18 protein-coding genes are annotated in these 23395 nt (G+C 44.2%); all 18 read right to left on the bottom strand.

What is annotated here, in order from left to right; all coding sequences use genetic code 11:
- Window positions 1-312 precede the first annotated feature (312 nt).
- Window positions 313-1683, bottom strand: a complete 1371-nt coding sequence (locus tag M1D52_RS04455; RefSeq protein ID WP_437394244.1) for an alkaline phosphatase family protein — start codon at window positions 1681-1683, stop codon at window positions 313-315.
- A 5-nt stretch (window positions 1684-1688) separates the two neighbouring features.
- Window positions 1689-2891, bottom strand: coding sequence for a metabolite traffic protein EboE (gene eboE, locus M1D52_RS04450; protein WP_041387853.1), 1203 nt, complete (start codon window positions 2889-2891; stop codon window positions 1689-1691).
- Between the two features lie 10 nt (window positions 2892-2901).
- Window positions 2902-4092, bottom strand: a complete 1191-nt coding sequence (locus M1D52_RS04445; RefSeq protein WP_437394245.1) for a 3-dehydroquinate synthase — start codon at window positions 4090-4092, stop codon at window positions 2902-2904.
- A gap of 13 nt (window positions 4093-4105) precedes the next feature.
- Window positions 4106-4990 carry a UbiA-like protein EboC gene (gene eboC, locus M1D52_RS04440; RefSeq protein WP_437364879.1) on the bottom strand — a complete coding sequence of 295 codons (885 nt, stop codon included), beginning with the start codon at window positions 4988-4990 and terminating at the stop codon, window positions 4106-4108.
- Between the two features lies 1 nt (window position 4991).
- Window positions 4992-5978, bottom strand: coding sequence for a TatD family hydrolase (locus M1D52_RS04435; protein WP_013663761.1), 987 nt, complete (start codon window positions 5976-5978; stop codon window positions 4992-4994).
- A gap of 13 nt (window positions 5979-5991) precedes the next feature.
- Window positions 5992-6702 (bottom strand): EboA domain-containing protein, encoded by a 711-nt coding sequence (locus tag M1D52_RS04430; protein WP_013663762.1) that lies wholly within the window; start codon window positions 6700-6702, stop codon window positions 5992-5994.
- An 11-nt stretch (window positions 6703-6713) separates the two neighbouring features.
- Window positions 6714-7085 carry a transmembrane 220 family protein gene (locus tag M1D52_RS04425; RefSeq protein WP_013663763.1) on the bottom strand — a complete coding sequence of 124 codons (372 nt, stop codon included), beginning with the start codon at window positions 7083-7085 and terminating at the stop codon, window positions 6714-6716.
- 12 nt (window positions 7086-7097) lie between these two features.
- Window positions 7098-7883, bottom strand: coding sequence for a 3-keto-disaccharide hydrolase (locus tag M1D52_RS04420; RefSeq protein ID WP_437364881.1), 786 nt, complete (start codon window positions 7881-7883; stop codon window positions 7098-7100).
- Between the two features lie 27 nt (window positions 7884-7910).
- Window positions 7911-9071, bottom strand: coding sequence for a Gfo/Idh/MocA family protein (locus M1D52_RS04415; protein ID WP_437364883.1), 1161 nt, complete (start codon window positions 9069-9071; stop codon window positions 7911-7913).
- Window positions 9072-9096: 25 nt separating this feature from the next.
- Entirely contained in the window at window positions 9097-10143 is a 1047-nt protein-coding gene (locus tag M1D52_RS04410) for a TIM barrel protein (RefSeq protein WP_437364885.1), read from the bottom strand.
- Window positions 10144-10177: 34 nt separating this feature from the next.
- A complete protein-coding gene (locus M1D52_RS04405; protein WP_437364887.1) occupies window positions 10178-11392 on the bottom strand; it encodes a hypothetical protein in 1215 nt (404 codons plus the stop codon).
- Window positions 11393-11411: 19 nt separating this feature from the next.
- Complete coding sequence (locus M1D52_RS04400) at window positions 11412-12494, bottom strand: aldose 1-epimerase family protein (protein WP_437364889.1); 1083 nt, start codon at window positions 12492-12494, stop codon at window positions 11412-11414.
- Window positions 12491-15187 (bottom strand): c-type cytochrome, encoded by a 2697-nt coding sequence (locus tag M1D52_RS04395; protein ID WP_437394246.1) that lies wholly within the window; start codon window positions 15185-15187, stop codon window positions 12491-12493. Before M1D52_RS04395 ends, M1D52_RS04400 begins: the two co-directional genes overlap by 4 nt.
- 132 nt (window positions 15188-15319) lie before the next feature.
- Window positions 15320-15475 (bottom strand): hypothetical protein, encoded by a 156-nt coding sequence (locus M1D52_RS04390; RefSeq protein WP_165447069.1) that lies wholly within the window; start codon window positions 15473-15475, stop codon window positions 15320-15322.
- A 143-nt stretch (window positions 15476-15618) separates the two neighbouring features.
- A complete protein-coding gene (locus M1D52_RS04385; protein ID WP_437364893.1) occupies window positions 15619-17097 on the bottom strand; it encodes a RagB/SusD family nutrient uptake outer membrane protein in 1479 nt (492 codons plus the stop codon).
- Between the two features lie 34 nt (window positions 17098-17131).
- The gene (locus tag M1D52_RS04380) at window positions 17132-20602 is read right to left on the bottom strand and encodes a TonB-dependent receptor (protein WP_437394247.1); all 3471 of its coding nucleotides are present in this window, start codon (window positions 20600-20602) and stop codon (window positions 17132-17134) included.
- Between the two features lie 189 nt (window positions 20603-20791).
- Window positions 20792-21967 carry a FecR family protein gene (locus M1D52_RS04375; RefSeq protein WP_013663772.1) on the bottom strand — a complete coding sequence of 392 codons (1176 nt, stop codon included), beginning with the start codon at window positions 21965-21967 and terminating at the stop codon, window positions 20792-20794.
- A 109-nt stretch (window positions 21968-22076) separates the two neighbouring features.
- Window positions 22077-22643: an RNA polymerase sigma-70 factor gene (locus tag M1D52_RS04370; protein ID WP_013663773.1), complete on the bottom strand. Its 567-nt coding sequence runs from the start codon at window positions 22641-22643 to the stop codon at window positions 22077-22079.
- Between the last annotated feature and the right edge of the window lie 752 nt (window positions 22644-23395).

Here is a 23395-nt window from a genome sequence, read left to right as displayed (position 1 = left end):
TTAGGCTATAGGCTTTCGGATATCAGCTTTCAGCCATCAGCTTATTTCCCTAGCTCGAGGCCTTAGCGGCTATAACTATAGGCCTTAAGCCATAAGCGGCAAGCTTTAGGCAGCAAAGCCGACTGACAAGTCGGTGAGTTTATTATGATCTATCGGTTTATTCATCGTTCATTTTGATAAAGTAAAAATTCAAAAGTAAACCTGCCTGCGGTAGGCAGGAAGTAAAAAAACCTATTTTCCCACTGTTGATCATTCATCACTCATCACTCATCGTTCATCACTCATCGCTCATCATTCACTTATAACTCATAACTACCTAACTAGTTCCCTACTCAACGCCTCCCATATAACCCGATAAACGTCTATAGCGGTCAATTCACCCGTATTTTGCTTCGTGGCGTCACTCATGATTACCGGATAATAAGCGGGATCGATTGCCAAGCTACCATGCGAACCTTTAACAAGGGTTGCGTCTAAAGGGATCACATCCATCACATAGCGGAGACCCAGTTTTTTCCGCAGCAGTTTATAAAAAGCTCGTCCTTTAGATGTCATAAACAGCTCCACCGGATCATAGCCGGGTTTTTTATGAATATCTACAGCGCGGGCATAATCCGGTGCCTTTTTATCATCTAACCAAAAATAATAAGTAAACCAACTCTGTGCATCCGCCATTAACAAGAGGTCGCCCGACCGCTCATGCTGTATATGATAAGCCTGCTGCGCATCCCGATCCAGTATTAATTTCACCCCTTCAAGTTGCGCTAACAATTGTTGGATCATCGGAATTTTACGCTTATCCTGTACATAAATATGAGCAACTTGATGATCAGCTACAGCAAATGCCGCCGAAGCCCCGGGATCGAGCAGTTCCAAACCGCGTTCTACCCTAACTTGCAACAAACCCTCCTTCCGCAATAATCGATTCACATGGATTGGCCGATTAACGGGACAAATTCCGTACTCCGATAAAATAATAATTCGCGCATGTTGTTCCTGATAATAATGGACCAGCTGTTGCACAACGCGATCAATTTCCATTAAATCCTTCCTTATTTCAGAGGCATGAGGGCCATATTTTTGTAAACCGTAATCCAAATGCGGCAAGTATATAAAGCTTAAAGTCGGATCAAAACGTTTATCCGTAAGCATGGCGGCATCGGCTATCCATTGGGTTGACTTAATATTTGCACCAGGACCCCAAAATTGAAACAAAGGAAATTGCCCTAGCCGATGTTGTAAATAATCTCTCAGCTCGGCAGGCCGACTATAACAATCGGGAATTTTCCGTCCATCGGCCAGGTAATTTGGTCGAGGCGTAACCGAGTAGTCTGCCTGCGAGTACATATTATACCAACCGAACAATTGCGCGCATGTAAAGTCAGGATCTAGCTCCTTCGCTTTTTCCCAAATCTTGTCGCTTAACACCAATTTATTCGATTGTTTCCAAAATTTCACTTCACAATCGATCCGATCATACCAACCGTTTCCTACAATCCCATGTTCCTTGGGCCACTTGCCTGTTAGATAGGTGGATTGCACCGACGTCGTTACCGCCGGCAACATCGGCGCAATAGGTTGCAATCCATGTTCCGTGGCATAAGCTTGTAAAAACGGTGTATGCTCTCCTATCAAGGAACTTGATAAGCCAACCACATCCAGTACAACGGTCTTGTGTAACATCTCCATTAAATAATTTGATCCTTGACCCAGTTAATTTCCCTAGCTACCGAGCTTACCAAAGGCATTTTCAATGCTTGCGGTAAGACTTCCCAGGTATAGGTTTCGACCTCAATATAATCGCTCAATTTTGCTGATCGCTGCAAACTTAAAATTTGCCGCACATCGTTTTGTGTAGAAGCAATATTTCCATAATTATCTATAAACAAGGGTACGTGAAAGTGCGCCCGCCACTCTTCCACATCAGGGTTGTCCACATCCAAGAGTGCATCGGGTAAATCACGATATCGGATCAAACCGTTCTCGGTGGTTTTTGCAATCACCTGATGGAGGTAGGTATCTTCATTAAATGCATTAAACACTTCCTTTAGCTGGTTCCTATCTTCCCTTAGGGGTGACATGGAGGCTTTAATGGCCGCGCTGGCCTGTATTTTCCCAATTTGTATGCCTTCACTTCTAATGGCTTCTATTATCTCCTCGTGTTGTTCATAACCCACTGCGAAGTGGCAGACATCGTAACATAGCTGAATGTAACGCTTCAGTATCCCTGCTGCTTCCACATCAGATAGATGATGAGCAGCGGAAAGCAAGCGGCTACCGGTAGGGATTAAGTCGTTTATATACCAATCCAAAAACTCGTCTCCATTTTCCAAAAGGCCATCCGGTTCGGGTTCGATATCCAAATGCAAGTGTATACCTTTTTCCTGCTCAATCTGTCGGAGATAGATCGCCACAGCGACGATGTTTTGGGTCGCTACGTTTCGCCTTTCCTGACAATTGTGCGGTTCCCAATGCCTATAGCTTAATGGAGAGGTTGATATGCTCCCATGCATTCCTTCCGGCAACAACACAGCCAAGATGTCAAAGAGTCGTTTTGTATAACTTAAACGTTCATTGGTCGTCCAATCCGGTTGGTGTACCAAGTCTTTCACGCTGGTTTGGTGGAAAGCACCGTAGGGGAACCCATTCATAGTAAATACGTAAAGCTGTTCTTGCTTTAGCCAGTCTTTAAAGGCTGCCAGCTCCGCTGGCTGAATCAATGTTCGACTGGCCTCTTCCGAAACGCGGAGCCCTATCCCCATCCGTTGTAGCGGAGCTACTTGCTCTTTAATCGCCGGAAGAAATGTCTGTAACACTTTAAAGTGTGCCGACCAACTTTCGCCGGCATGTATATTCGTACAATAAGTTAAATGTCCATTTGCTGTATACATAATTTCAAATTTAATCTGGAAGCGAAACCAATTTCCTTTGTTGTTGAGCTTCATCTAACTTCTTTAAACGTGCAAGCGCTTCACTAATCCGATCGTGATCCATTTCATGTACCTCCAGACCTACACCCACCGCACGTAGCAGCATAATGGTCAGTTTACCTCCTAAATGTTCTCTAAACTCTTCCAAACCGTCGAGTAAATCGGATATGACCCTTTCATCTTTTAATAGTTGATGGAAAATAGGTAATTCATAAGCTTGCAGTACACGCAGTATTTCCTTGTAATCACATTCATTTAAATATCCCTGTAAAAAAGAATACGTTGTATCCAGCGCAATACCAATGGCAACAGCTTCGCCATGCAATATTTGAAAGTCACTCAGCTGTTCTATTTTATGCGCACTCCAGTGCCCAAAGTCTAGGGGACGTGAAGATCCCAGTTCAAAAGGATCGCCACTTGCGATGTGGTCCATATGTAATTGCGCACTTCTCCAGATCAAATATTTCATGGTATCAGCATTTCGCTTTAGAATACCATCCACCTGATCACGCAGCCATTCAAAGAAAGTTGCATCTTTGATAAGCGCTACTTTAATCGCTTCAGCAATCCCGGCAACCCAATGCCGATCGCTCAATGTTTCTAATAATTGATAGTCATTAAAAACAGCAATCGGTGGTGCAAAGGTTCCGAGGAAGTTTTTCTTACCGAAAAAATTGATTCCATTCTTTATGCCGGCCCCTGAATCGTCTTGAGACAGCACGGTGGTGGGTACGCGGATGTGTTTGATCCCTCGGTGCGAAACAGCCGCGGCATAACCGGCCACATCCAATACACTTCCGCCACCAATAGCAACCACAAATGAATGGCGATCGACTTTATGCCGATGGATAGCCTCAACAATTTGATTAAAGTAGTACGGACTATTCTTCGCTACCTCGCCACCGGGGATGATTATTTTTTCTTTCACAAGGGCTAAATTTACCTGCCGCTGAAAGTACACATCGATTTGCTCGAGGAGGCCCGGATGAGCAAGGCTAAGTTCCTCGTCTATTACAAAAAGTAATTGACGAACCAAACCAGGCTTTAGGTAAGGCGTTAGCGCATCCCTAAATAAAGAATTATCGATTGAAAAGATATTTTCACTAAAGTATACCTCGTACTGAAAGGTCACTGTCAAATGCTGCTTTAAAATGTGTTTCATGCGATAGTTTTGTTTAAGTAACCGCGAAAAATCGCGCAATGCAAATCGAAAGGGGCAATAGTAACAAGATGATTCCGGTTAAGACGAAGGCACTGCTAGCCATTGCCCAAGCGGCGTTCACGACGATCAAGCCGATGATACCCGCTTTTACCGCTTTACCAACGTTTCCTGCATCGGCATCTAGCATGGCTCGAAACAAGGGAGGATAGATGACGATCACCAACACAACCAAACAGGATAGGGTATAAGCAAAAGAATGATGGATATATGCAAATAAGCCAATAGCCGCAATCACGAGCGTATATGCACCGGTGGCTATCATAGCGTTGGATTTCCGACCTCCATGAACTTCCCCGCTACTAATCAAGGTGATTGCGGCAATATAAACGATGGGCACGAGCGATATGTATCCCATAACTAACAGGTTGTGGGAAGCAATCGCTATTCCCAGCAAAAGATTAGCCCCTCGGCAAAGTCCCATCACCAGTGGGCCAAACAGCCGGTGATGTTTTGCCCATTTATTATAAAGAAGTGCTGCGCATACAATGAAGCCCGCAATCATACCGGCTGCAATATTGACCGTACAAGCAGCTAAAAGTCCGAATACAAAGAAAAGACTTCCAAACAGCGCAGCCTGTCTAACAGAGACCTTTCCGCTGGGTATAGGTCTTTCGGGACGTTCGAATCGATCGATTGCCGCATCAAAAACATCATTGAAAACAATTCCACCACCATACAAGCCGATCGTTGCCATGCAGAGCCACAGGATATCCGTCTCGCCAATGCCGACGGCATCGCTGGAGGCTGTCGACAAAGCTATCCCGGCCAGTACATCACTTATAGCGGTTAAAATGTTTGCCGGTCGCAACAACCGTAGGTAGTATTTTATTTTTCCCATATTAGCTAATGATGATCGATGACTTGTCTATTCGTGGTTGCTGCCCTCCGCGGAGCACACTATTACCCGCAAACTTTTCGCGTTGGTCTACCTTTGCTTTCACGACGAAATCCTGCGGATCAAGTTGACCGCTCCGGGCGAAAGCCGTTATGGCATTTTGATAAGTTACCAGGTGAATTTCTTCATCACTGATTCCTTTCGCTTTCATGAGCGCCGCGGTTTTTGGAACCGCTAAGGGGTCACTAATCCCCCAATCTGCGGCCGAATTAATCATGATACGCGCTGCTCCATATCTTTTCACCAATTCTACCATGCGCTCGTTGCCCATCTTCGTAAAAGGGTAAATTGTAAAAGCTGCCCAAAAGCCCCTGTTCAGGACCTCTTCAACAGTTTCCTCGTTATTGTGATCGATAATGAGTTGATCAGGGGCCAACCCATGCTCTAAAGCAATTTCCATACTCCGAAGCGTACCTCGTTTTTTATCGCGGTGAGGTGTATGAACCTGCACCGGTAACCTTGCCTTTTTCGCCAGTTCCAGTTGCAGGCGGTAATAATGCTCTTCCGCAGCTGTTTGATCGTCAAAACCGATTTCGCCAATGCCCACCACCCCCTCTTTATGTAAAAACAAAGGCAATAATTCCATTACTTGCGCCGCCAAAGCGGTATTATTTGCCTCTTTGGCGTTTAATCCAATCGTACAATAGTGTTTAATCCCAAACTGCGACGCACGGAATCGCTCCCATCCGATCAAACTACTATAGTAATCCTTAAAGGTATGCGCGCTGGTTCGGGGTTGACCTAACCAAAAAGCTGGCTCAATAATGGCAACAATACCTGCATCCGCCATCGCCTGATAATCGTCGGTTGTACGGGATGTCATATGGATGTGCGGATCAAAGAAATTCATCTCTTTTACCGTTTCCAACAAGTCGACACTTAAAGGGGATACCGCATCTTCCCCATTTATAAACAATTGGTTTCCACACATAAGTTTTACGCTACTAATTCATGTTAAAAGAATAGTTCTTTTCGCTCAAACTGAGCAATTTCCGCACAGGGAGGCTTACAGTCCTACCCGCTGCCTCACGTTCCGCTACATAATCTAAAAGCGCCGAAATAAGCGGTTCATTCATACGTGCATATATTCCGACTATATACGCTAACTGCATGTCATTAAAGATTGCTTTCAAGATGAGTTGATTCCATGCGGCATTATCCAAATAGAAAAAGGGATAGGGGTTGTCATACATAATAGCCTCATGTACAAGTCCAATATTCATCCGAATTCCTTCCACACAGACCGATTTCCAATGATCAGGGTATTCCAAAACGATCAGCGAACTATATAAGGCAACCATTTCGGATATATCGGCATAATCAAATAAATGATTTAACACCTGGACATAATCAGCTTCCATCAAGTCTCTTAAATTTAGCAGTAGTAACATACGCGCTAATCGATGCGTATCCCAGGCACGCATCTGAAAACCCGGCGCGATCAACTGCAAGGCTTCGCGATCCGCGTCCAATAATTCAACCGCCTTTTTCGGTAATATTCTACTCAGCGATGAAAAGGTACCATAAATATGATCGGAACTCATCTTCACCTTACCAAGCTGTTCCTCCAGCCACTTCCAATCATTGATTTCAAAGTTTAATTGCCCAATGCGATAAGCTAATCCATTAAGCTGGCTTTTAGTTTCTTCGTTCATATCTTTCTAGATCAGGCACTTACATAATAATTCAATCCCAATGCGGTACTGATAATCAGCAGTCCAAAAAATTCCCGCGTTTTTTCAATGTAGGGTTTCGTGGCCTGCATACTTTCCACGATGCTCTGCCGCTTATATTTGGTAAACCAATCCAGCACCCCATCCTTCACAAAAAAGAGAATAGAGGCGTAGGCGAGGTAAAATCCGATGGCCCCTAAATAGACTATATGGAAGTACCTATTCAATACGGCAAGTCCGCAGAGCACCGCTGCTAACACATAAATGGGAACCCATAACCAAGAGTCTTTGTCGTTTAAATTAAAATAAGCAAAGAGTAAGAACGACAAAAAGAAAATAATATTCAGTATCTGTAACCACCACATAGCCAATAGATTTTAGTGCAGTATTTTCAATTTCATATCCCTAAATTCCACTCTCATTGGCGGACCAACGTGAATCTGAACACCGATGAAGCCTGCATCACGGCGATTTTTACCGTCATTGTCAAGCACTTCACTCATCAAAACACCATTGATATAATGTTGCAAGCTATTTCCTTTTGCGACGATCCGACAGGTATTCCAATCGTTTGCTTTGATCGCTGCCCGAAGCTTCGCGTCTTCACCAAGGGTGCCTTTTACCATCAATCCTGTCCAGGCATTGTTCTTTACTTCACCACCATTAGCATCCGGGACTTCAACGACCTGTCCACGATAAGCGAGTGTGGTCCTTTTACGCTCTTCATAAAGTTGCCCGGTATAGTTATTTTTCCCATCTATATCGGCTTGATATCCCTTTAAGGCAAATGGCGTATCCTCAAGCTGTTCGCTCCGATAATTTATTCCACTATTACCGGCGTCCGAAATTTTATACTGCAAAGTCAAGTCGAAATCAGCGGGTTGCCCTCCCTTCCATATCAAGAAGGTATTCCGCTTCAAGGGTTCGTCAGAGGCCTTACGTTCACCTATTATTTTTCCGTCTTCTACCCGCCAATAGCTCGTATCACCTTCCCATCCCCTGAGTGTCTGACCATCAAACATAAGCACGTATTCGCCGTCTGCCGACGCCTGATGGCTATTGTTGCTTTCGCTGGTGGATTGACTGCAAGCGCCGAACGGCAGTATAAGCAGTAAACAAGCGATTAAGTCTCGCTCGAAGCGCTTCTTTATTATTTTTTCCATAATCTATTTCGATTTTCAGATCAATTATTATGTTTCCGCTGCCCATACCACATCCGTCTGCTGCCATTGGCCGGACGAGGCAGAATGAAGGACGGCTTCACAGACCTTTTGCGTTTCTAAGGCATCCCGAAAGCTTGGTGCACAAGCTTGTCCGCTCTCCAGACTATGCAGAAAGTCTGCTACCTGATGTACGAAAGAATGCTCATAGCCTATTGAAAGGCCGGGAACCCACCATTTATCCATATAAGGTTGATCGCCATCGGTAACGAGAATCGATCGCCATCCCCTTAGCTCCGACTCATCCCGGTGGTTAAAGTAATCCAATCGGTTCAAGTCATGCAGATCCCATTTTAATGAGCCGTGCTCCCCATTAATCTCAAAGGTGTACAATGCTTTATGACCACGGGCGTAGCGTGTCGACTCAAAAAGTCCAAGAGAGCCATTTTCAAAATGGCAATGAAAGATACAGGCATCATCAATTTTTACATCCTGCAGCCGCCCTGTCTCCTCATGCATTCGTTGTTTAACAAAAGTTTCCGTTACAGCCGATACATCCTTGATAGCACCATTTAACCACATCGCCGTATCGATGCAATGTGCCAATAAATCGCCTGTGACTCCTGAGCCGGCGGCGTTTGCATCCATACGCCAGAAAGCTTTTCCTCCCTGTGGAAGATGCTCATTAATCGTCCAATCTTGCAGAAAATTAGCGCGATAATGAAAAATACGACCTAATTTGCCGCTATCAACGATCTTTTTTGCCAGCGTAACAGCCGGTATTCTGCGGTAATTATACCACACGGTGTTTTTTACCCTTGCCTGTTCAATGGCCTTAACCATGGATGCTGCCTCCGGCAACGTTCGGGCCAATGGCTTTTCACATAAAATCATTTTCCCTGCTTTAGCGGCAGCAATTGCTATTTCGGCGTGCATATTATTGGGCGTACAGATATCAATCGCGTCAATATCATTGCGGGTTATTAACCTATTCCAATCCGTTTCGTAAGACTCATACCCCCATTGTTGGGCAAAAGCGGCTACTTTTTCTTTATTTCTTGCACAAACAGCTTTTAAAATTGGTCGGTAATTAAGTTCGGGAAAAAAATCGCCCACTCTCTTGTAGCCATTTGTATGTGTTCTTCCCATAAAACCGCATCCAACCAAACCTATTCTAATTTCTTTCTTCATGATCTTTCTATGTTTAGTAAACACCTTATTCAGCTGCGTACCAGCCATGCTGCTCCCGCACCTGAACCATAGCCCTTAAGATATCTTCCCAAGTATCTTGTTTTTCCATAACCGTATTGGGAAACATGCAGCCATCCCAACAGATGTGGTTAAAAGCTTTTGTTAATTCACCATGACTATCTCTTAACCAAAACCCGGCATCCGTAGCAATATCAAGCTTTCCATTAGGATCACTCGCTAGGCAATGGCGTCCGGTCTTATCGTGCGAGCCGGATCCGAAAACGGTGCCATCGTTCTGCGCCACATGAAAATCAATTGTCCAGGGTCTTAACTGTTCAGTCAGTTCGCGTAAGCCCGCCTGAAAGGTTCCTCGATCGCTCCATTCAAAATCTGTCGGCAAGATGCGATCTTCCGGACTGTTATACCCTAGCAAGTATAAAAGTGTATGCGCCATATCTGCCTGAAAACCGACATTAGGCCTATTTACCTGTTCCAAGGTATCTAACATCACCCGCCAGCTATGCATTCCTCCCCAACATATTTCGCCCTCTGCCGCAAGCCTTTCTCCGAAACCTTCGGCAACATCACAAGCCTCGCGAAAGGTTTGTGCTATCAGTTTGCTATTTGCCACTGGATTTTTTAGCCACTCATTTACACTCGAAGCCGAATCAATGCGGATTACATTATTCGTCCTGATTCCTAATTTTCGCAATTTTTCACCGAAACGGCAGGCCCTGCGTACCACGTCCACGAAGCGCCTTCGCTCCTCCGCATATCCCATTGCTGCTCCGCCCGAAGGGGGCCAAACCGGCGCTACCAAGGTGCCGATTACGAGGTCGAGTGTCCCTACTTTATCCACCAATTGTTTGATTTCGTCATCGGAAGCGTCCATCCGAATATGCTCGTCGAAAAGACCCAAATCTATACCGTCGAACTTAACACCATCCACCACCGCTGTTGCCGTCCGTTCCAGCAGCGTATCCAGCGAAATGATTGGTTCAGCTCCTTCACCTTTTCCAACAACACCGGGCCAGGTAGCATTATGTAGTTTGGGAAAATTGTTCTTCTTCATAATTTGATTGTTTTGCAATGAATTTGGATTTTGCCTAAAAGTTGGTTTTATCTAAATCAGGATTAGCAGGACCGAAGTGTTTCAATAAGACCATCGGATCAACACGTGAATAATTGCTGATGGTAACACCATTTACTGCAGCCTTTTCCGATACGAAAAACTCATCATTCGTAAGCTGGTTGTACCGAATGAGCGCCGGAGTTTCAACCTCCCAAATACCTAGCTTTCCACGGCCTTGCATCATAATCAATCCGTAGGCGGCGCCATCATATATCGTCACCGTTTGGCCTGGCAGAATGGTCAGTTCCTTCGCGCTAAAGGCGTCAGACTTATAACATATCCATTTTTCCTCATAACCCATTTCTCTCATCTCCGCCATTGATTTTACCGGCACAGGACGCATGAAGCGATTTTTCATCATATGGGGATCTACGTTCAACTCCCAATCGATCACATCCAGCAATTCGTCAAAATCGCCGATACGCTCTTTGGGCGTACCATTCCATAATAGCTCTTCGGGTATAACGGCCTCGTTGACGAGCGATTGGTACATCGCAAAGACATCCGAAGCTTTCTGCGGCTCATAAGTACATAAACTGCCCGGTGCGTGAAGCAAACCGGGTGGGACGTCCCACCCCGTACCAGGCTCCAAGCGGAATGCTTGTGAAAAATTGGTAATCTTATTATCGCCTTTTGAAAAATTCATTAAACAAGTTTTTATTTGATCCTTCGTTGTACCGGGCGCGATTCCCATAAACGTATAAGGGAAGTCGCCCCCATGATTATTCAGCTGTGGCGGAAAATAATAGGCTTCTGGTTTGCCCTGTTGACCGATGAGTGCTGCTTTCTCATCATTATGATGGATATGATGTGGAAGTGGGCCCATATTGTCAAAAAATTTGGAATACATCGGCCAGCTTTTGTAAGCATCCCATAGACGTTGACCGATTAATTCGCCTTTGAGTAGTTCAACAGCATCACGGAGCAGGGCCTTTTGCACGGTAGAACCCTCTTCATACACAATAAAGCTTAAGCCCTCGTGCTCGCCTGTTAATGGGCCATTTTTAGCGGGTGTCGTGGATGAGAGCCAGCGTTCGTCAACACCCCCTCGTTCGCCACCCAATATGTAGTAATCGTCCGGATGTAATTTAATACGCCTACCGGGTACACAGAAAGATCGGGGCACCCAATTGGGTGCTAATCTTAATATCCCCTCTCCCTGTTCCATTGCTTTTTGAATAATATTCATCCTATATTTATTTAAAAGTTTACAATTCGTCTGTATACGTTGAAAGCAGCTTTTCAATAGCCGCCTGTTGGCTGATCACGTCAAGCGTTAGCGTGTAACCACGCGATTCGCCCGGTTTCAATAAAATCAATTGCTGCTGTGCTCTCGCTTTATGTTGACCAATCGGTGGATGCGTACCCGGCTCCAAGCCGGTAACGTATTCGCCCCGCCCCCAATGCTGCCAGTTTGTTAGCCAAGGAAGCTGGCTTTTTTGAAAGGATAAGGAAACAGCCAAGCCGAGGTGCTCGTTATACACACCACACTGGCATTTCCCGTTCGGATCACTCTTGACGTCGATAAAGGCAGCCTCTTCCCCTTGTCCGTTATGGATCGACAAAGGCGCGCTACATTTTTTGAAGGCTTGGCCTTCTTTAAAGAGCTTATTTTTTGCTCCCGTCTCTCGTGCTTCCCAGCTCCCATGCCATAACAGTCGGCTTCCTTCGTCCACTAAAGGCCAACCGAAATTGAAGTGATAGAGTAGCATATGAGGTACGGCCGTATTCCCGTAATTGGTGATACGATCATCGATATAGATTGCGGGCTTTCCCAATACAGCCCGAATCGTCCTTTTTAGCTCAAGATTAGGCCCTAGCGGGTGCCCTTGCCTGATGATTCCCGTCATAGACATCGTAGGTTCAGCATCACGCAGATCCGGTTGGATAACAGCGATTATTTCAGCAGGTGAATTACTGATTTGATCGTGTAAACCGCGTGCACCAAAATCATCCTGCTCGGGCCCACCTGTATGAGTAAGCCCACAGGTTACTAATAAACCACCTCCAAAAGTTCGCAGCCAATCGGTACCGCGATCTGCAAATGGTTGTGCCTTCATGACGCCTAACCGACTTAACCAGGATAGGCTATGCTGATTAAAGAAGGCCTCCGCGATGTCCATTGCCCGATCGATGACGACCTTAAACCGCAAGCCTGCGCCGGTATTAATCCAAGCAATACGGGTTCCCGCCCCAAGGCCATTATCCAACACCGAGGTTTCTATCCCACCCAGTTGACTGGGATTAGTGACTTTTTCTAACCAATTGCTTCTTTGCTTGTCATCCATCATTTAGCTTTCTTGGGTTTGAACAATTCACTTTCGGCATTTCCCCCCGACTTCAGGTAGGCCATCAGGTCTTTAAGCTCCGCTGGATTTAATACATTGATCGTACCCGGAGGCATCATGGAAACTTCTGCTATCTTGCTAGCCGTCACACTTTTCTTAGGGATTTGCTTTAAGACCTGTGGTGCATAAGGGTTTTGCGATACATAATAATTCTCTTCGTCCTCATTTTTAAGTCGGCCTAAAATAGAACTGCCATCTTTCAGCGTAAAGACCGTAGAGGCATACTGATCTGAAATAACCTTATTGGGTTCGATAACTGATTCCAAAATGTCCTTCATGGTAAAACGTGTACCCAGCTGCGTTAAGTCGGGCCCGATAGAACCACCCTCACCCTGTACCGTATGGCATGATTTACAACGAATCGCGGCAAATAGCGCTGCCCCTCTTTTAAAATCACGATCGCCTGAGTCTTTTTCGACAATCGGCAGGGCATCCTCCATCTTCCAATTTTTACCCGGACCCTTTGGTCCTTCTCCCTCAAAAGCCAAGGAAGTGCCGGTAGCACTCAAAAGCGAATCGCCGGATAATTTATTATAATGGACGTATTCACTTTTCCCAACCTTTTGTAAGGCCCGTTTTCGCGCTCTGTCCAAAAAGCCGATATAGCTATTGCCCCCTTTATATCCAAAGGCATCGTAAAACCATTTAAAGTATACCTCGCGCAGTTGCGTTGTCCACCCGCTTTCTGCCACACTCAATACGGTAGCAAAATAGATTTGCTGTGCAGGTGGCATTTTGGCTAACATATTGGCAATATCCAAGCCGTATTGTGGGTTCCGCAAAATCAGGTCGGAAGACTGTGTAACGGTTTCCCTACCGGCCGTATCATCTTTAGCCGTATACAATAAAGGAACGGTTTTCTCCACCACATCTTTGGCATCAAGGGCGACCAAGATCTTGCTTAATTGTTGATTTAATGCGTTATTCCCGGAAGGATACAAATTTCCCAGCTGCCAGACAATCATCTCTTTGTCCTGCCTTTTAGGAATACCTAAGCGCGCGATCGTCAGTTCATAAGCTCTAAGCAAATTTTGCTGCATGACCAATGGCAAACTGGCAATCTCAACCGTTGCCATTTTTTTCAGCATGCTGCTTTGTAATGCCGGCTCACCCGTTCGCGCCAAAGCGATCATCGCCTCTGTTAAAGTTGTCACATTTCTTTCACGCAGGGCTAAGTCTATCCAGCTTGCCACCGGTTGATGCTCAATGGCTATCCGGGCTGCATAACGTATAAAACGGTCTTTATATTTAAGATAGGGCCAAAGCTTAGCGGCCGTACCGGGAGCAGCGGCATGGTGATACTGCTCTAATTCTTTCCGAAGCTTGTGCAGATAGCTTGTCTGAGCCTGGTTTTCTTTTGTTTTATCGAGGTTTATTTTTTTGAAGTCCTTATAGTAGACCCGATAAAGATCTGATTCCAGTTTTCTTCCCCCTGTTAAAAAATACAAGGCACCATCCGGGCCGATTTCACCGTCGGTCAAGGCGAGCGGTGAGCCGGAAATGAACTCCTCTGCTTTGGCTTGATAGCTTGCCCCTTTTGCCCCAAGCTGTATGCTATAAATCATACCAAAACTCCAATCAAAAGCCAGCAGGCTATTTCGGTACTTTTCCGGGAATCGGGCATTATAAGCGAACATCAGATTCGTTGGTGATCCTTGTCCGATATTTAACAGCGCCGGTAAGTTATCGGGATAGTACGCCGGCCACTTATCATTGCCCTTTCGCCAACCAAATTCAGCGCCACTGGTTACATGGCAAATTCGCGTCGGACGATACCAAGGCATTCCAAAATCCCATTCCATATCCGAATCATAAGTAAAGAGCTCTCCCTCCCGATTAAAAGCAATATCAAAAGGATTTCGGAAACCGGAACTAATCAGTTCCCACTGCGAACCCACGGAATCTGTTTTGGCAATCCATCCACCCTTATCATAGCTATCCGCATCGTGCCCTTGAGGGTCTAAAATCATACGGAAGAGATTATCCCTTTGCCAAGTGGGTGGTAATTTGTAGTGATCCATTTGCGGGAGATCGGTAAAATTGCCAGCTACTACATAGATGGATGTACTATCAGGACCTAAGACGACGCTGTGCGGTCCATGTTCACCCGCCCCTTCCAATGCGACCAATTGAGTAATTTTGTCAAACTGGTCGTTATTGTCTGTGTCCTGGAGGCGATATAAACCACTACCCTTTGAAAACTCGTCATTTGCTTTATGATTCACCATAACATACAGGCTATTATGTGCCCATAAAAGTCCCTGAGCGAAACCCATCCCGATCGTTTTATCAGTAGTATCCTTCCCGGATTCCTCCACTTTAGGAAAGTCAAGTTTTTGGATTACCGGTTTCACCGTTGAATCCGAACCGATAGGCGGTAATTCGATACGATAGAGCGAACCAAACTGATCGGATGTGATCATTCGTCCCTTCTGGTCGAATGTCATAGCCACCCAAGAGCCCAATTCATTGTCTGAAGGACTATAAATATGTTCGGCCACAAAATCAGGTGGCAAAACGATTTTTTTTACTTTAGGGTCTACTTCTATTATTTTTTCCGGTTCTTCGCGACAGCCAACAAAGATCAACGATATGATCAGTGCCAGCCATAACACGTTACGCTTATATGATTGCATATACGATTTCTTGAATTGTTTTAGAATAATACATTAAAGGCAGGGCTACTGCATTTATCATCTAAAGGATGTTTATGTTATTAGTTGTTCTTATTGATTGTTCTTTATGCTTGATCATAAAGAACCAAACAATCAAGGCTGTCCAGTTCTCGCTAAAAATTCCGTTCCCCGTACACCGTTCTGCGGAGCCGCTCCCGCTCTCAATTCCATCCCTTCGCTTTTTCGCAGAACGTTTTTTCCTATCCTTCTAACTGAATTTTCTTTACGCTCATCCTGGAAGGCCATCATTCCCTATTCGCCATCCCGGCATAATCGTTCAGAAATGCTTGAATGACCTTGAAGAATATCGTAGCAACGAGCAACAAAACATTAGTCCATCACTCATTTTAGCAAAAAGAAAAAAATCCATTTTGCGGTGCCTGATTAAACGATTACCATCCCGGATTCTGTTCAAATCCATTTAACCGAATTTCACGCTCGGGAATTGGGTATAAAAGCATATATTCCTGTATGTTATAGGAGGCCTTGCTTAAACGAGATAGTCGCTGCTTTTCTTCAATTCCGTGTTGCGTTATCACTTCGATCGCTTTAGCCGTTCGAAGTAGTTGAAACCATCGATGATTTTCAAAAGCAACCTCTACCCTTTGTTCGTGCGCAATCGCGTCACGAAGTTCCGTCTGACTTAAACCCGAAAGTGGTTGTAAACCGGCTCTTGCACGTACCTGATTTAGATAAGGGGAAGGATCTCCTCCCTGTTCGTTTATCGCTTCTGCCAGCATGAGTAACACGTAAGCGTAGCGGTATATAGGCCAATTTTCATTAGCGCGACCGTCTTCCAAGAAAGGTGGATGATAGTATTTTTTAATAAAGGGGATTTTGCCACCAAAAGCTACCGCTTCTTGAAATGACGCATTAGACGGATCGTCAAATAATTGAATAGAGGCATCTCTACGAATGTCGCCGTTTTCATAAGCGTTCCATATACTTGGCGTGGGGATGTTTGTTCCTCCCAGTTTCCCGGGAAAGCCGGTGAGCTGCATCTTCCCGTTGTTGGGGCCAAATATGAAAATAAAATTGCTTGCCTCAGTTTGTAATGCAGCATCGTATTGAATAGAGAAAACATCTTCCGCATTATTCTTTGTTGCAGGATTAAAATTATCCGCATAATTAGGCAACAAAGAATAGTTTAACGTCGTTACTTGGGTTAAAGTGGACGCGGCCAGCTCATATTCTTTCCTCGTTAGGTAAATCTCCCCCAATAGGGTTAGCGCAGCGCCTTTTGTTGCACGACCAATTTCTGCACCGCTATACGACTCGGGTAAACTTGCCACGGCTCCTTGCACATCGCTTATAATCTGCTCATAAACCTGTTCAATCGCTGCGCGTCCTTCTGAAAAGGCCTTTTCGGGTTCGGCAACTTCATGAATCAATAAAGGCACCTTGCCAAAAAGACGAACTAAGTAAAAATATTGTAGGGCCCTTAGAAACTTCGTTTCTCCAATATATCTATTTTTTAACGTTTCATCCGCAAAAGGAACGGCATCTACCCGATCCAATATAACGTTGGTCTGTTGAATATTATCGTATAAAATTCGCCAACACGTGTTGACATAATTATTGGTTGAAGTAATCATGAATTCATCAATCTCCTCGCGTTGCTGCGCCCCCCGATCTGTTTCGTCGAACTGATAGTTGGTATTATCTGCGCGCATTTCGGTCAGCGCCCAGAAATCACTTGTATATAAAGTCTGTAAGGATGCATATGCTCCATTGACAGCTCTTAAAATCTGTCCCTCCGTTTGATAATAATTCTGATCACTTGAAAATGAGTAAGGTTCTACGTCCAGTAGATTCTTACAGGATGCACTAAGCAATAGCAAACATCCTACTATATAGATTCTGATCTTCATGAGAATAATTTTCTTTTAATGTCCGTGTTTAAGCTTAAAAGGATAAATTCGCACCCAAGGTAAATATGCGTGGGACAGGATAATTGGAATAATCTATACCCGGTACCAAGGCCCCTGTATCTTCCCGATTGTAATTCGTCCCTTCCGGATTACCGCTATATCCGGTAAATAAGAAAGCATTTTGAACCGTACCATAGAGACGCACCTGCTGAATAAATTTATTTTTCCCGATCCCATTGGGTAAAGTGTAGCCCAACGTAATGTTTCTTATCCAAGCATAATCGGTTTTTTCCACTGAATACGAATGCGTATCACGAAACATAACACGACCACGACCAGTTCCATTAGTGGTAGGCACCCGTCCGCTACCTGGCTGCTCCGGCGATCGCCATCGATCGGCAATTTCTTTTCTAACATTAAAGACACCATCGATATTGCCGGTGTAAAAGTTCGTTGCTCGCAGCATTTCAGCACCTACAGATCCTACTACTAATACCCGAAAATCAAACTGTTTGTATTTTAACGTGTTGGTAACACCCCATGTAAAGTCGGGATAGGGATTTCCAATGACGTCAAAATCTTCTACCGGCGTGATCTGCCCATCGCCATTCACATCCTTAAAGCGCATATTACCCGGTATGGCCCCCGGGAAAGACGGATATCGCTCCAAATCTGCTTCATTTTGATAGATTCCTTCTACCACATAACCAAATAGCATACCTACCGGACTGCCAATTTTTGTGATATTGGTCGGGTTGCCCTCGCTGCTGGTACCTGAATAAATCGGATCGCTGCTTCGGCCTAATGCAAGCACCTTATTACGATTGAAAGACACATTAATATTCGTGCTCCAACTGAAATGGTCTTTTGCAATGTTCACGGAATTAATGCCCAGCTCAAGACCTTGGTTCAGCACATCGCCTCTATTTTCCGTAACGGTACTGAAACCTGACGATTCAGGAATCTCAACATTTAACAATAGGTCTTGTGTATTGCGATGGTAATAATCTACACTGAAAGTCAAGCGATTATCGAATCCTACGAAATCGATACCCGTATTCAATTCCCGCATTTTTTCCCAGCCTAAATTTGGATTCCCTAAAGTATTCATCACACGGCCGCTCGCCAAAGTGCCATTAAATACATAATCATTCGTTCCGATATTACTCATATAGGAGTAATTTCCAATATTAAAGTTTCCTGTAAAACCGTATGATGCACGTACTTTAAGTTCATTCAACCAAGGCACATCTTTTAAGAAATTTTCATTCGAAATCCGCCATCCTAAGGCCAAAGAAGGGAAGACACCCCAGCGATTATTCGAACCAAAGCGTGATGAACCATCGCTCCGTACCGTTGCGGTTACCAAATACTTATCCAAATACGCATAATTTGCCCTGGCGAGATACGATATCAAAGACCAATCACTTTTATCCGTCCCACCGGTTATGCGAGCAGCAGCGTTTAGGGTTTCGATATCATCATCGGGGAACTGATTTCCTGTAAAATCGGCCGATTGATTTTTCTGAGATTGAACGCTAAAACCAACAAGCGCAGTCAATGAATGTCCATTGTCGGTACTGAGGTCGTAATTCAAGGTATTTTCATTCAACCAGTTTAAGTATTTCGATTGTATAAAGCGTCCGCTCGGTACCGAAGGAGGGGCGGCATTTTGGTTTCCTAAGATCGACGGGCGGAAATATTCGCTGTTTCCGTCCTCATAATCGACATTAAAGGTTGTTTTGAACCGCAAATTTTTTAATATGCTATACTCAGCATAGGTATTCATTAACACCTTAATTCGACTCGCTTTATTGGTGGTCTCATTCAGCACCATTACCGGATTGGGTACGCCGAAGGTTCCCGGGGATTGGATATAAGCATTATAACTGCCGTCCGGATTGTATACGGATGGGATGGGACTTGCAATATCAAAACCTTCGTCGCGGCCCTGACCTCTCACGCCGCCCCGTGTATAGGTCAAAGAAGGCGACACATTCAATCCAACTTTAAACCGATCCGATAAATTGGCATCGACATTGGTACGAAGTGAAAACCGGTCGAACCCCGTATTCAGCATCACCCCTTCCTGATTAAAGTAGCCTGCCGAAATATAGGTTTTGATCTTCTCTGTACCGCCCGAAACGCTTAAGTTAAGGTCAGTCATGGGGGCCACACGCGTGACCTCATCAAACCAGTTTGTTCCCTCTCCAATTAATTCAGGATTTCGATAGATTTCCGGTACATCTTCCAATGTTGGTTCACGGCCTTCTTCAAAGCGAATTTTATCCATAATCGCCTCCTTGCGCCATTGAGCGAACTCCTGTCCATTCATTAAATCCGGGCGCCCGGTTTGCGGTACTTCCTGAAGACCTGTACTTGCCGATAACTGGATATTCGGCTTTCCACTCGAACCCCGCTTTGTTGTAATAATGATGACACCATTCGCGCCTCGAGAACCATAAATGGCAGTTGCCGAAGCATCTTTTAGGACCGTCATCGATGCAATGTCTTGTGGATTCAGTGCACTCATTGGGTTAGACTGCTGTCCGGAAGACGAAGGGATTGGAAAACCGTCAATAACATATAAAGGCTCGCTACCGGCACCAATGGCACCAATTCCCCTTACTTGTATTCGGGGTCCTCCACCAGGTGTACCATTTGAGGTGCTTACATTAACACCGGAAACCTGCCCCGTAAGTGCTTGGTCCGGACTTGATATGGCTTGCCCACGCACATTTTCCATCGATATAGGAGCCACTGACCCGGTAACATCTCGACGTTGCTGGCTACCATAGCCAACAACAACCACTTCTTCCAGTCCTTCAAATGAGGCGTCCAGCACGACGTCGATTCGAGCCTCTTCTCCTACTTGCATCTCTTTCTCCTGAAAGCCAATAGCACGGAATACCAATGCTTGTCCGGGGTTGACTTTGATCTGATAAACGCCATCCGTGTTGGTTGATGTACCTTTTGTGGAACCTTTAATAAGCACCGATACACTTGGAATCGGCATCCCCGAGGAGTCTGTGACGGTACCCGAAACAGTATGCTCTTGCTGTTGCAATAACTGCTCCGGTTCGTTGTTAACAAGTCGCTTCTGAAGGACGATTAATTTATCTTTGATTTGAAAGCTACAGGGTTGGTCTTTGAAAATATAGTTCAAGGCCGTTTCAACACTGACATTCTGCAATGAGACATTAAGCGGCTTCATTAACTCGATATCATTTTTTCTGTAAAAGAACGTATAGCCTGTTTGCTGTTCAATATTGACCAGCAATTGCGCTACCGTAGCGTTTTTTTGATTTAGACTAACCTTTTGTGCCAAAATCGTTTCAGCAACTGTCGTTTGCAAACAGGCGGTGGTTAATACCGCTAGCCACATATTCATGAAAAAAAGATTTTTTAGGTATTCTAACCAGCGCCTATCTTTTAATAAAGTATCCTTCGCGCTGATGCACAGACTGCACAGATACAGTCTTTTGTCAAATTGATTAATTTGCATAATTTTGCAAGGTTTGTGGTTTATCTTGGTTAAAGAATATAGCTCATCACGCTATGCCTAATTGACTCAGATTTACCCTCATTGAGACCGATAGTGCTCGCAACACTATCGGTTTATTTATGTAAATCCGCTTTGTGATTTTATACACTAAAGCTCATACATGACCCCTCCTTTTTTTGAATTGAATAATTATATAATAATTAATTTTTTACCCTCCATTTTACATTTCACACCAACGGTTTCCAATACGCTGATCGCCTCGGTCAGACTTAATGATCGTGGAATTTTACCCACATAGGTTTCCGCAAACTCGGTTCGCCGGTAGATTACCTCGACACCGTACCAACGAGCGAACTGCTTTAATACGCTTTGAATGTCCGAATCATGAAAACTGAAGTAGCCGTTTTTCCATGAAACGATCTCGGAGGCATCGACACTTCTTATTTTTATTTTCGACATATGATGGCTAACCTTGGCTTGTTGATTAGGTTTTAATATAGCTACTGCATCTGTATGCATTTGCTTCACCTTAACAGAACCTTTAACAAGCGTGGTGCGCGCCCATTTTTCGTCGCGGTAAGCATCAACATTAAATTCAGTACCCAATACGTATACTTCTTGCTGCCTCGTTTCGACAATAAAAGGAACGGCCTTTCCTTCGGCAGGATCCACTGCAAAATAAGCTTCACCGTCTAGTTTAACACGCCGCTGACCCCATGAATGGAGTGAAAAACGAATTTCAGATGCCGCGTTTAACCACACCACACTACCGTCTGCCAATACCAATTTATAGTCTTTACCCACCGGTGTTTTAATAATGGTACTATATGCTTGCCCATCTCGTGCAGAAACTTTGCGATCACTAACACAGCGGATAACATTTTCCTCTGACTTATGTATAGTTACCCCTTCCACATTTAGCGACGTGCCGACAGGCACATCGTCTAGGTTAACAACATCTCCATTGGATAAACGCAGCATCGTTTTATCATCGCTCCAAGCTCTTTCTTTTTTGGGGATCGAACCTTCCTTTTTAACCAATTCCTTCCTTTGTGTATCAGGCCTATCAAGGTAAATTAAAGCTCCAATTACCGTAAGGCTAATGATAGACGCAGCGACATACATCCACCGCTTATTTAAGCTTCTCGGACCAACCTTGTTATCACTTAGGGAAGTTAAGTGCTTAATTTTGTCGAACAACTGTTTCCGATAGGCTTCTTCATTACCGGCAAATTTTGATTGAATAATAAGCTCCTCATCCTGCCCCTCATTATACCAGGCGGCGAACTCTTTTTTTTCTTCCTCACTGATCGTGTTACTTAACCACTTCGCAGCTAGTTCCTGATATCGTGCGCTATATTTCATTGTAAATAATTGGTCTTTATAAGGATGTCCTTTGTGGAAAGCAAATCCCTTACTTCGATTTAAAAAAAAATTAAAAATATTTTCGTACTGCTGAAATGAGCAGTATTGGTTATAGAAGGGTAAATATAAAATGGCTTAGTTTTGCCCGCAGAACGCGTATTGCTTTGCCCATATGAGCTTCCACAGTCTTCTCACTAATCTTTAATTCTTCCGCAATTTGTTTTTGAGAATAACCATGATCTCGACTTAATTTGAAGACAAGCCTACATTTCTCGGGTAAATCGCGCACATAAAGGTTTAATTGGCTAAACAATTCATTAAATTGCAGCCACTCTTGCGTTGAGTTATCAACAAAACTACTGGATACCAAGCTATTGATGTAATGCTGTTTGTTAAAGTATTTATCCAACATTTTGATGACGCGATATTTAACCGATACTGCTAAATAATTGCTCAGTGAAGTATGAATTTCCAATTCCTGTCGCCGATTCCAAAGATTCACAAAAATATCCTGTACGATTTCTTCCGCGTCTTCAAATCTTTCTACTTTGTTACTGGCGACCGTTAAAAGTTTTTTCCAATAACGATTATACACTTCAGTAAAAGCTTCTTGGTCATTGTTCGTTAAACGCGTTACCAAATCTATATCTGAAAGGTTCTTATAAATCGGCTTCATTATTGGTTAACTCGGTAGATAGCAAAACTAATAAAAACAGTAAGACCGCTATCCTGTACCGTCCTGATTTAAGCGTCTGCAAAACATTTATTTAAGTGATCAGCTTTCGGATATCAGCTTTCGGATATCAGCTTATTTCCCTAGCTCAAGGCCTTAGCGGCTATAAGCTATAGGCTTTAGGCTATAAGCGGTAAGCTTTAGACAGCATCTGCCTACTGACAAGTCGGTGAGTTTATGATCTATCGGTTTATTCATCGTTCATCACTTATAACTCATCACTACCTAACTAGTTCCCTACTTAAGTCATTCCAGTGATAGCCGTACTAGATACGTACTAAAGAAAAGCAATGGAACAGGGATGGAAATAAAAGGGATAACGGAGGACAGGTGGATGTAACGTGGATATAACGTGGACTTGAGGTGGACCTGAGGTGGATTTCTAGATTGTAATTTTAAAGGGAAAAGACGGTTTTTGATTGGTTGATTCGGTGTTGGAGATTCTTTACAAAGATACGGAAATTTTTGCTATTGCATTAGAGAAGAAAAGCTCGAGTGTTGTATATAAAGGAAGGATTAATTTTGTCGCTTAATGGCAGCGACATCGCCAACTACTTTCTTTTCCGCAAAGAAAGTAGTCAAAGAAACTCGCCGCTGCAAAATTTACAGGAATGTTAGTGCCTCCCACTGCATGACGTAAATTTTGGAGGCGGCATTGTCGAAAGCGAATAGCATGTGCTCTTAACCAAACGTGC

The sequence above is a fragment of the Olivibacter sp. SA151 genome (assembly GCF_054130995.1).
The sequence above is the reverse complement of the archived record's forward strand: the minus strand, read 5'-3'. Positions and strand labels throughout refer to the sequence as shown.

Coding starts and splice junctions, on each gene's coding strand:
- M1D52_RS04455 (WP_437394244.1), bottom strand. CDS start 1,683: ATGTTACACAAGACCGTTGTACTGGATGTGGTTGGCTTATCAAGTTCC.
- eboE (WP_041387853.1), bottom strand. CDS start 2,891: ATGTATACAGCAAATGGACATTTAACTTATTGTACGAATATACATGCC.
- M1D52_RS04445 (WP_437394245.1), bottom strand. CDS start 4,092: ATGAAACACATTTTAAAGCAGCATTTGACAGTGACCTTTCAGTACGAG.
- eboC (WP_437364879.1), bottom strand. CDS start 4,990: ATGGGAAAAATAAAATACTACCTACGGTTGTTGCGACCGGCAAACATT.
- M1D52_RS04435 (WP_013663761.1), bottom strand. CDS start 5,978: ATGTGTGGAAACCAATTGTTTATAAATGGGGAAGATGCGGTATCCCCT.
- M1D52_RS04430 (WP_013663762.1), bottom strand. CDS start 6,702: ATGAACGAAGAAACTAAAAGCCAGCTTAATGGATTAGCTTATCGCATT.
- M1D52_RS04425 (WP_013663763.1), bottom strand. CDS start 7,085: ATGTGGTGGTTACAGATACTGAATATTATTTTCTTTTTGTCGTTCTTA.
- M1D52_RS04420 (WP_437364881.1), bottom strand. CDS start 7,883: ATGGAAAAAATAATAAAGAAGCGCTTCGAGCGAGACTTAATCGCTTGT.
- M1D52_RS04415 (WP_437364883.1), bottom strand. CDS start 9,071: ATGAAGAAAGAAATTAGAATAGGTTTGGTTGGATGCGGTTTTATGGGA.
- M1D52_RS04410 (WP_437364885.1), bottom strand. CDS start 10,143: ATGAAGAAGAACAATTTTCCCAAACTACATAATGCTACCTGGCCCGGT.
- M1D52_RS04405 (WP_437364887.1), bottom strand. CDS start 11,392: ATGAATATTATTCAAAAAGCAATGGAACAGGGAGAGGGGATATTAAGA.
- M1D52_RS04400 (WP_437364889.1), bottom strand. CDS start 12,494: ATGATGGATGACAAGCAAAGAAGCAATTGGTTAGAAAAAGTCACTAAT.
- M1D52_RS04395 (WP_437394246.1), bottom strand. CDS start 15,187: ATGCAATCATATAAGCGTAACGTGTTATGGCTGGCACTGATCATATCG.
- M1D52_RS04390 (WP_165447069.1), bottom strand. CDS start 15,475: ATGATGGCCTTCCAGGATGAGCGTAAAGAAAATTCAGTTAGAAGGATA.
- M1D52_RS04385 (WP_437364893.1), bottom strand. CDS start 17,097: ATGAAGATCAGAATCTATATAGTAGGATGTTTGCTATTGCTTAGTGCA.
- M1D52_RS04380 (WP_437394247.1), bottom strand. CDS start 20,602: ATGCAAATTAATCAATTTGACAAAAGACTGTATCTGTGCAGTCTGTGC.
- M1D52_RS04375 (WP_013663772.1), bottom strand. CDS start 21,967: ATGAAATATAGCGCACGATATCAGGAACTAGCTGCGAAGTGGTTAAGT.
- M1D52_RS04370 (WP_013663773.1), bottom strand. CDS start 22,643: ATGAAGCCGATTTATAAGAACCTTTCAGATATAGATTTGGTAACGCGT.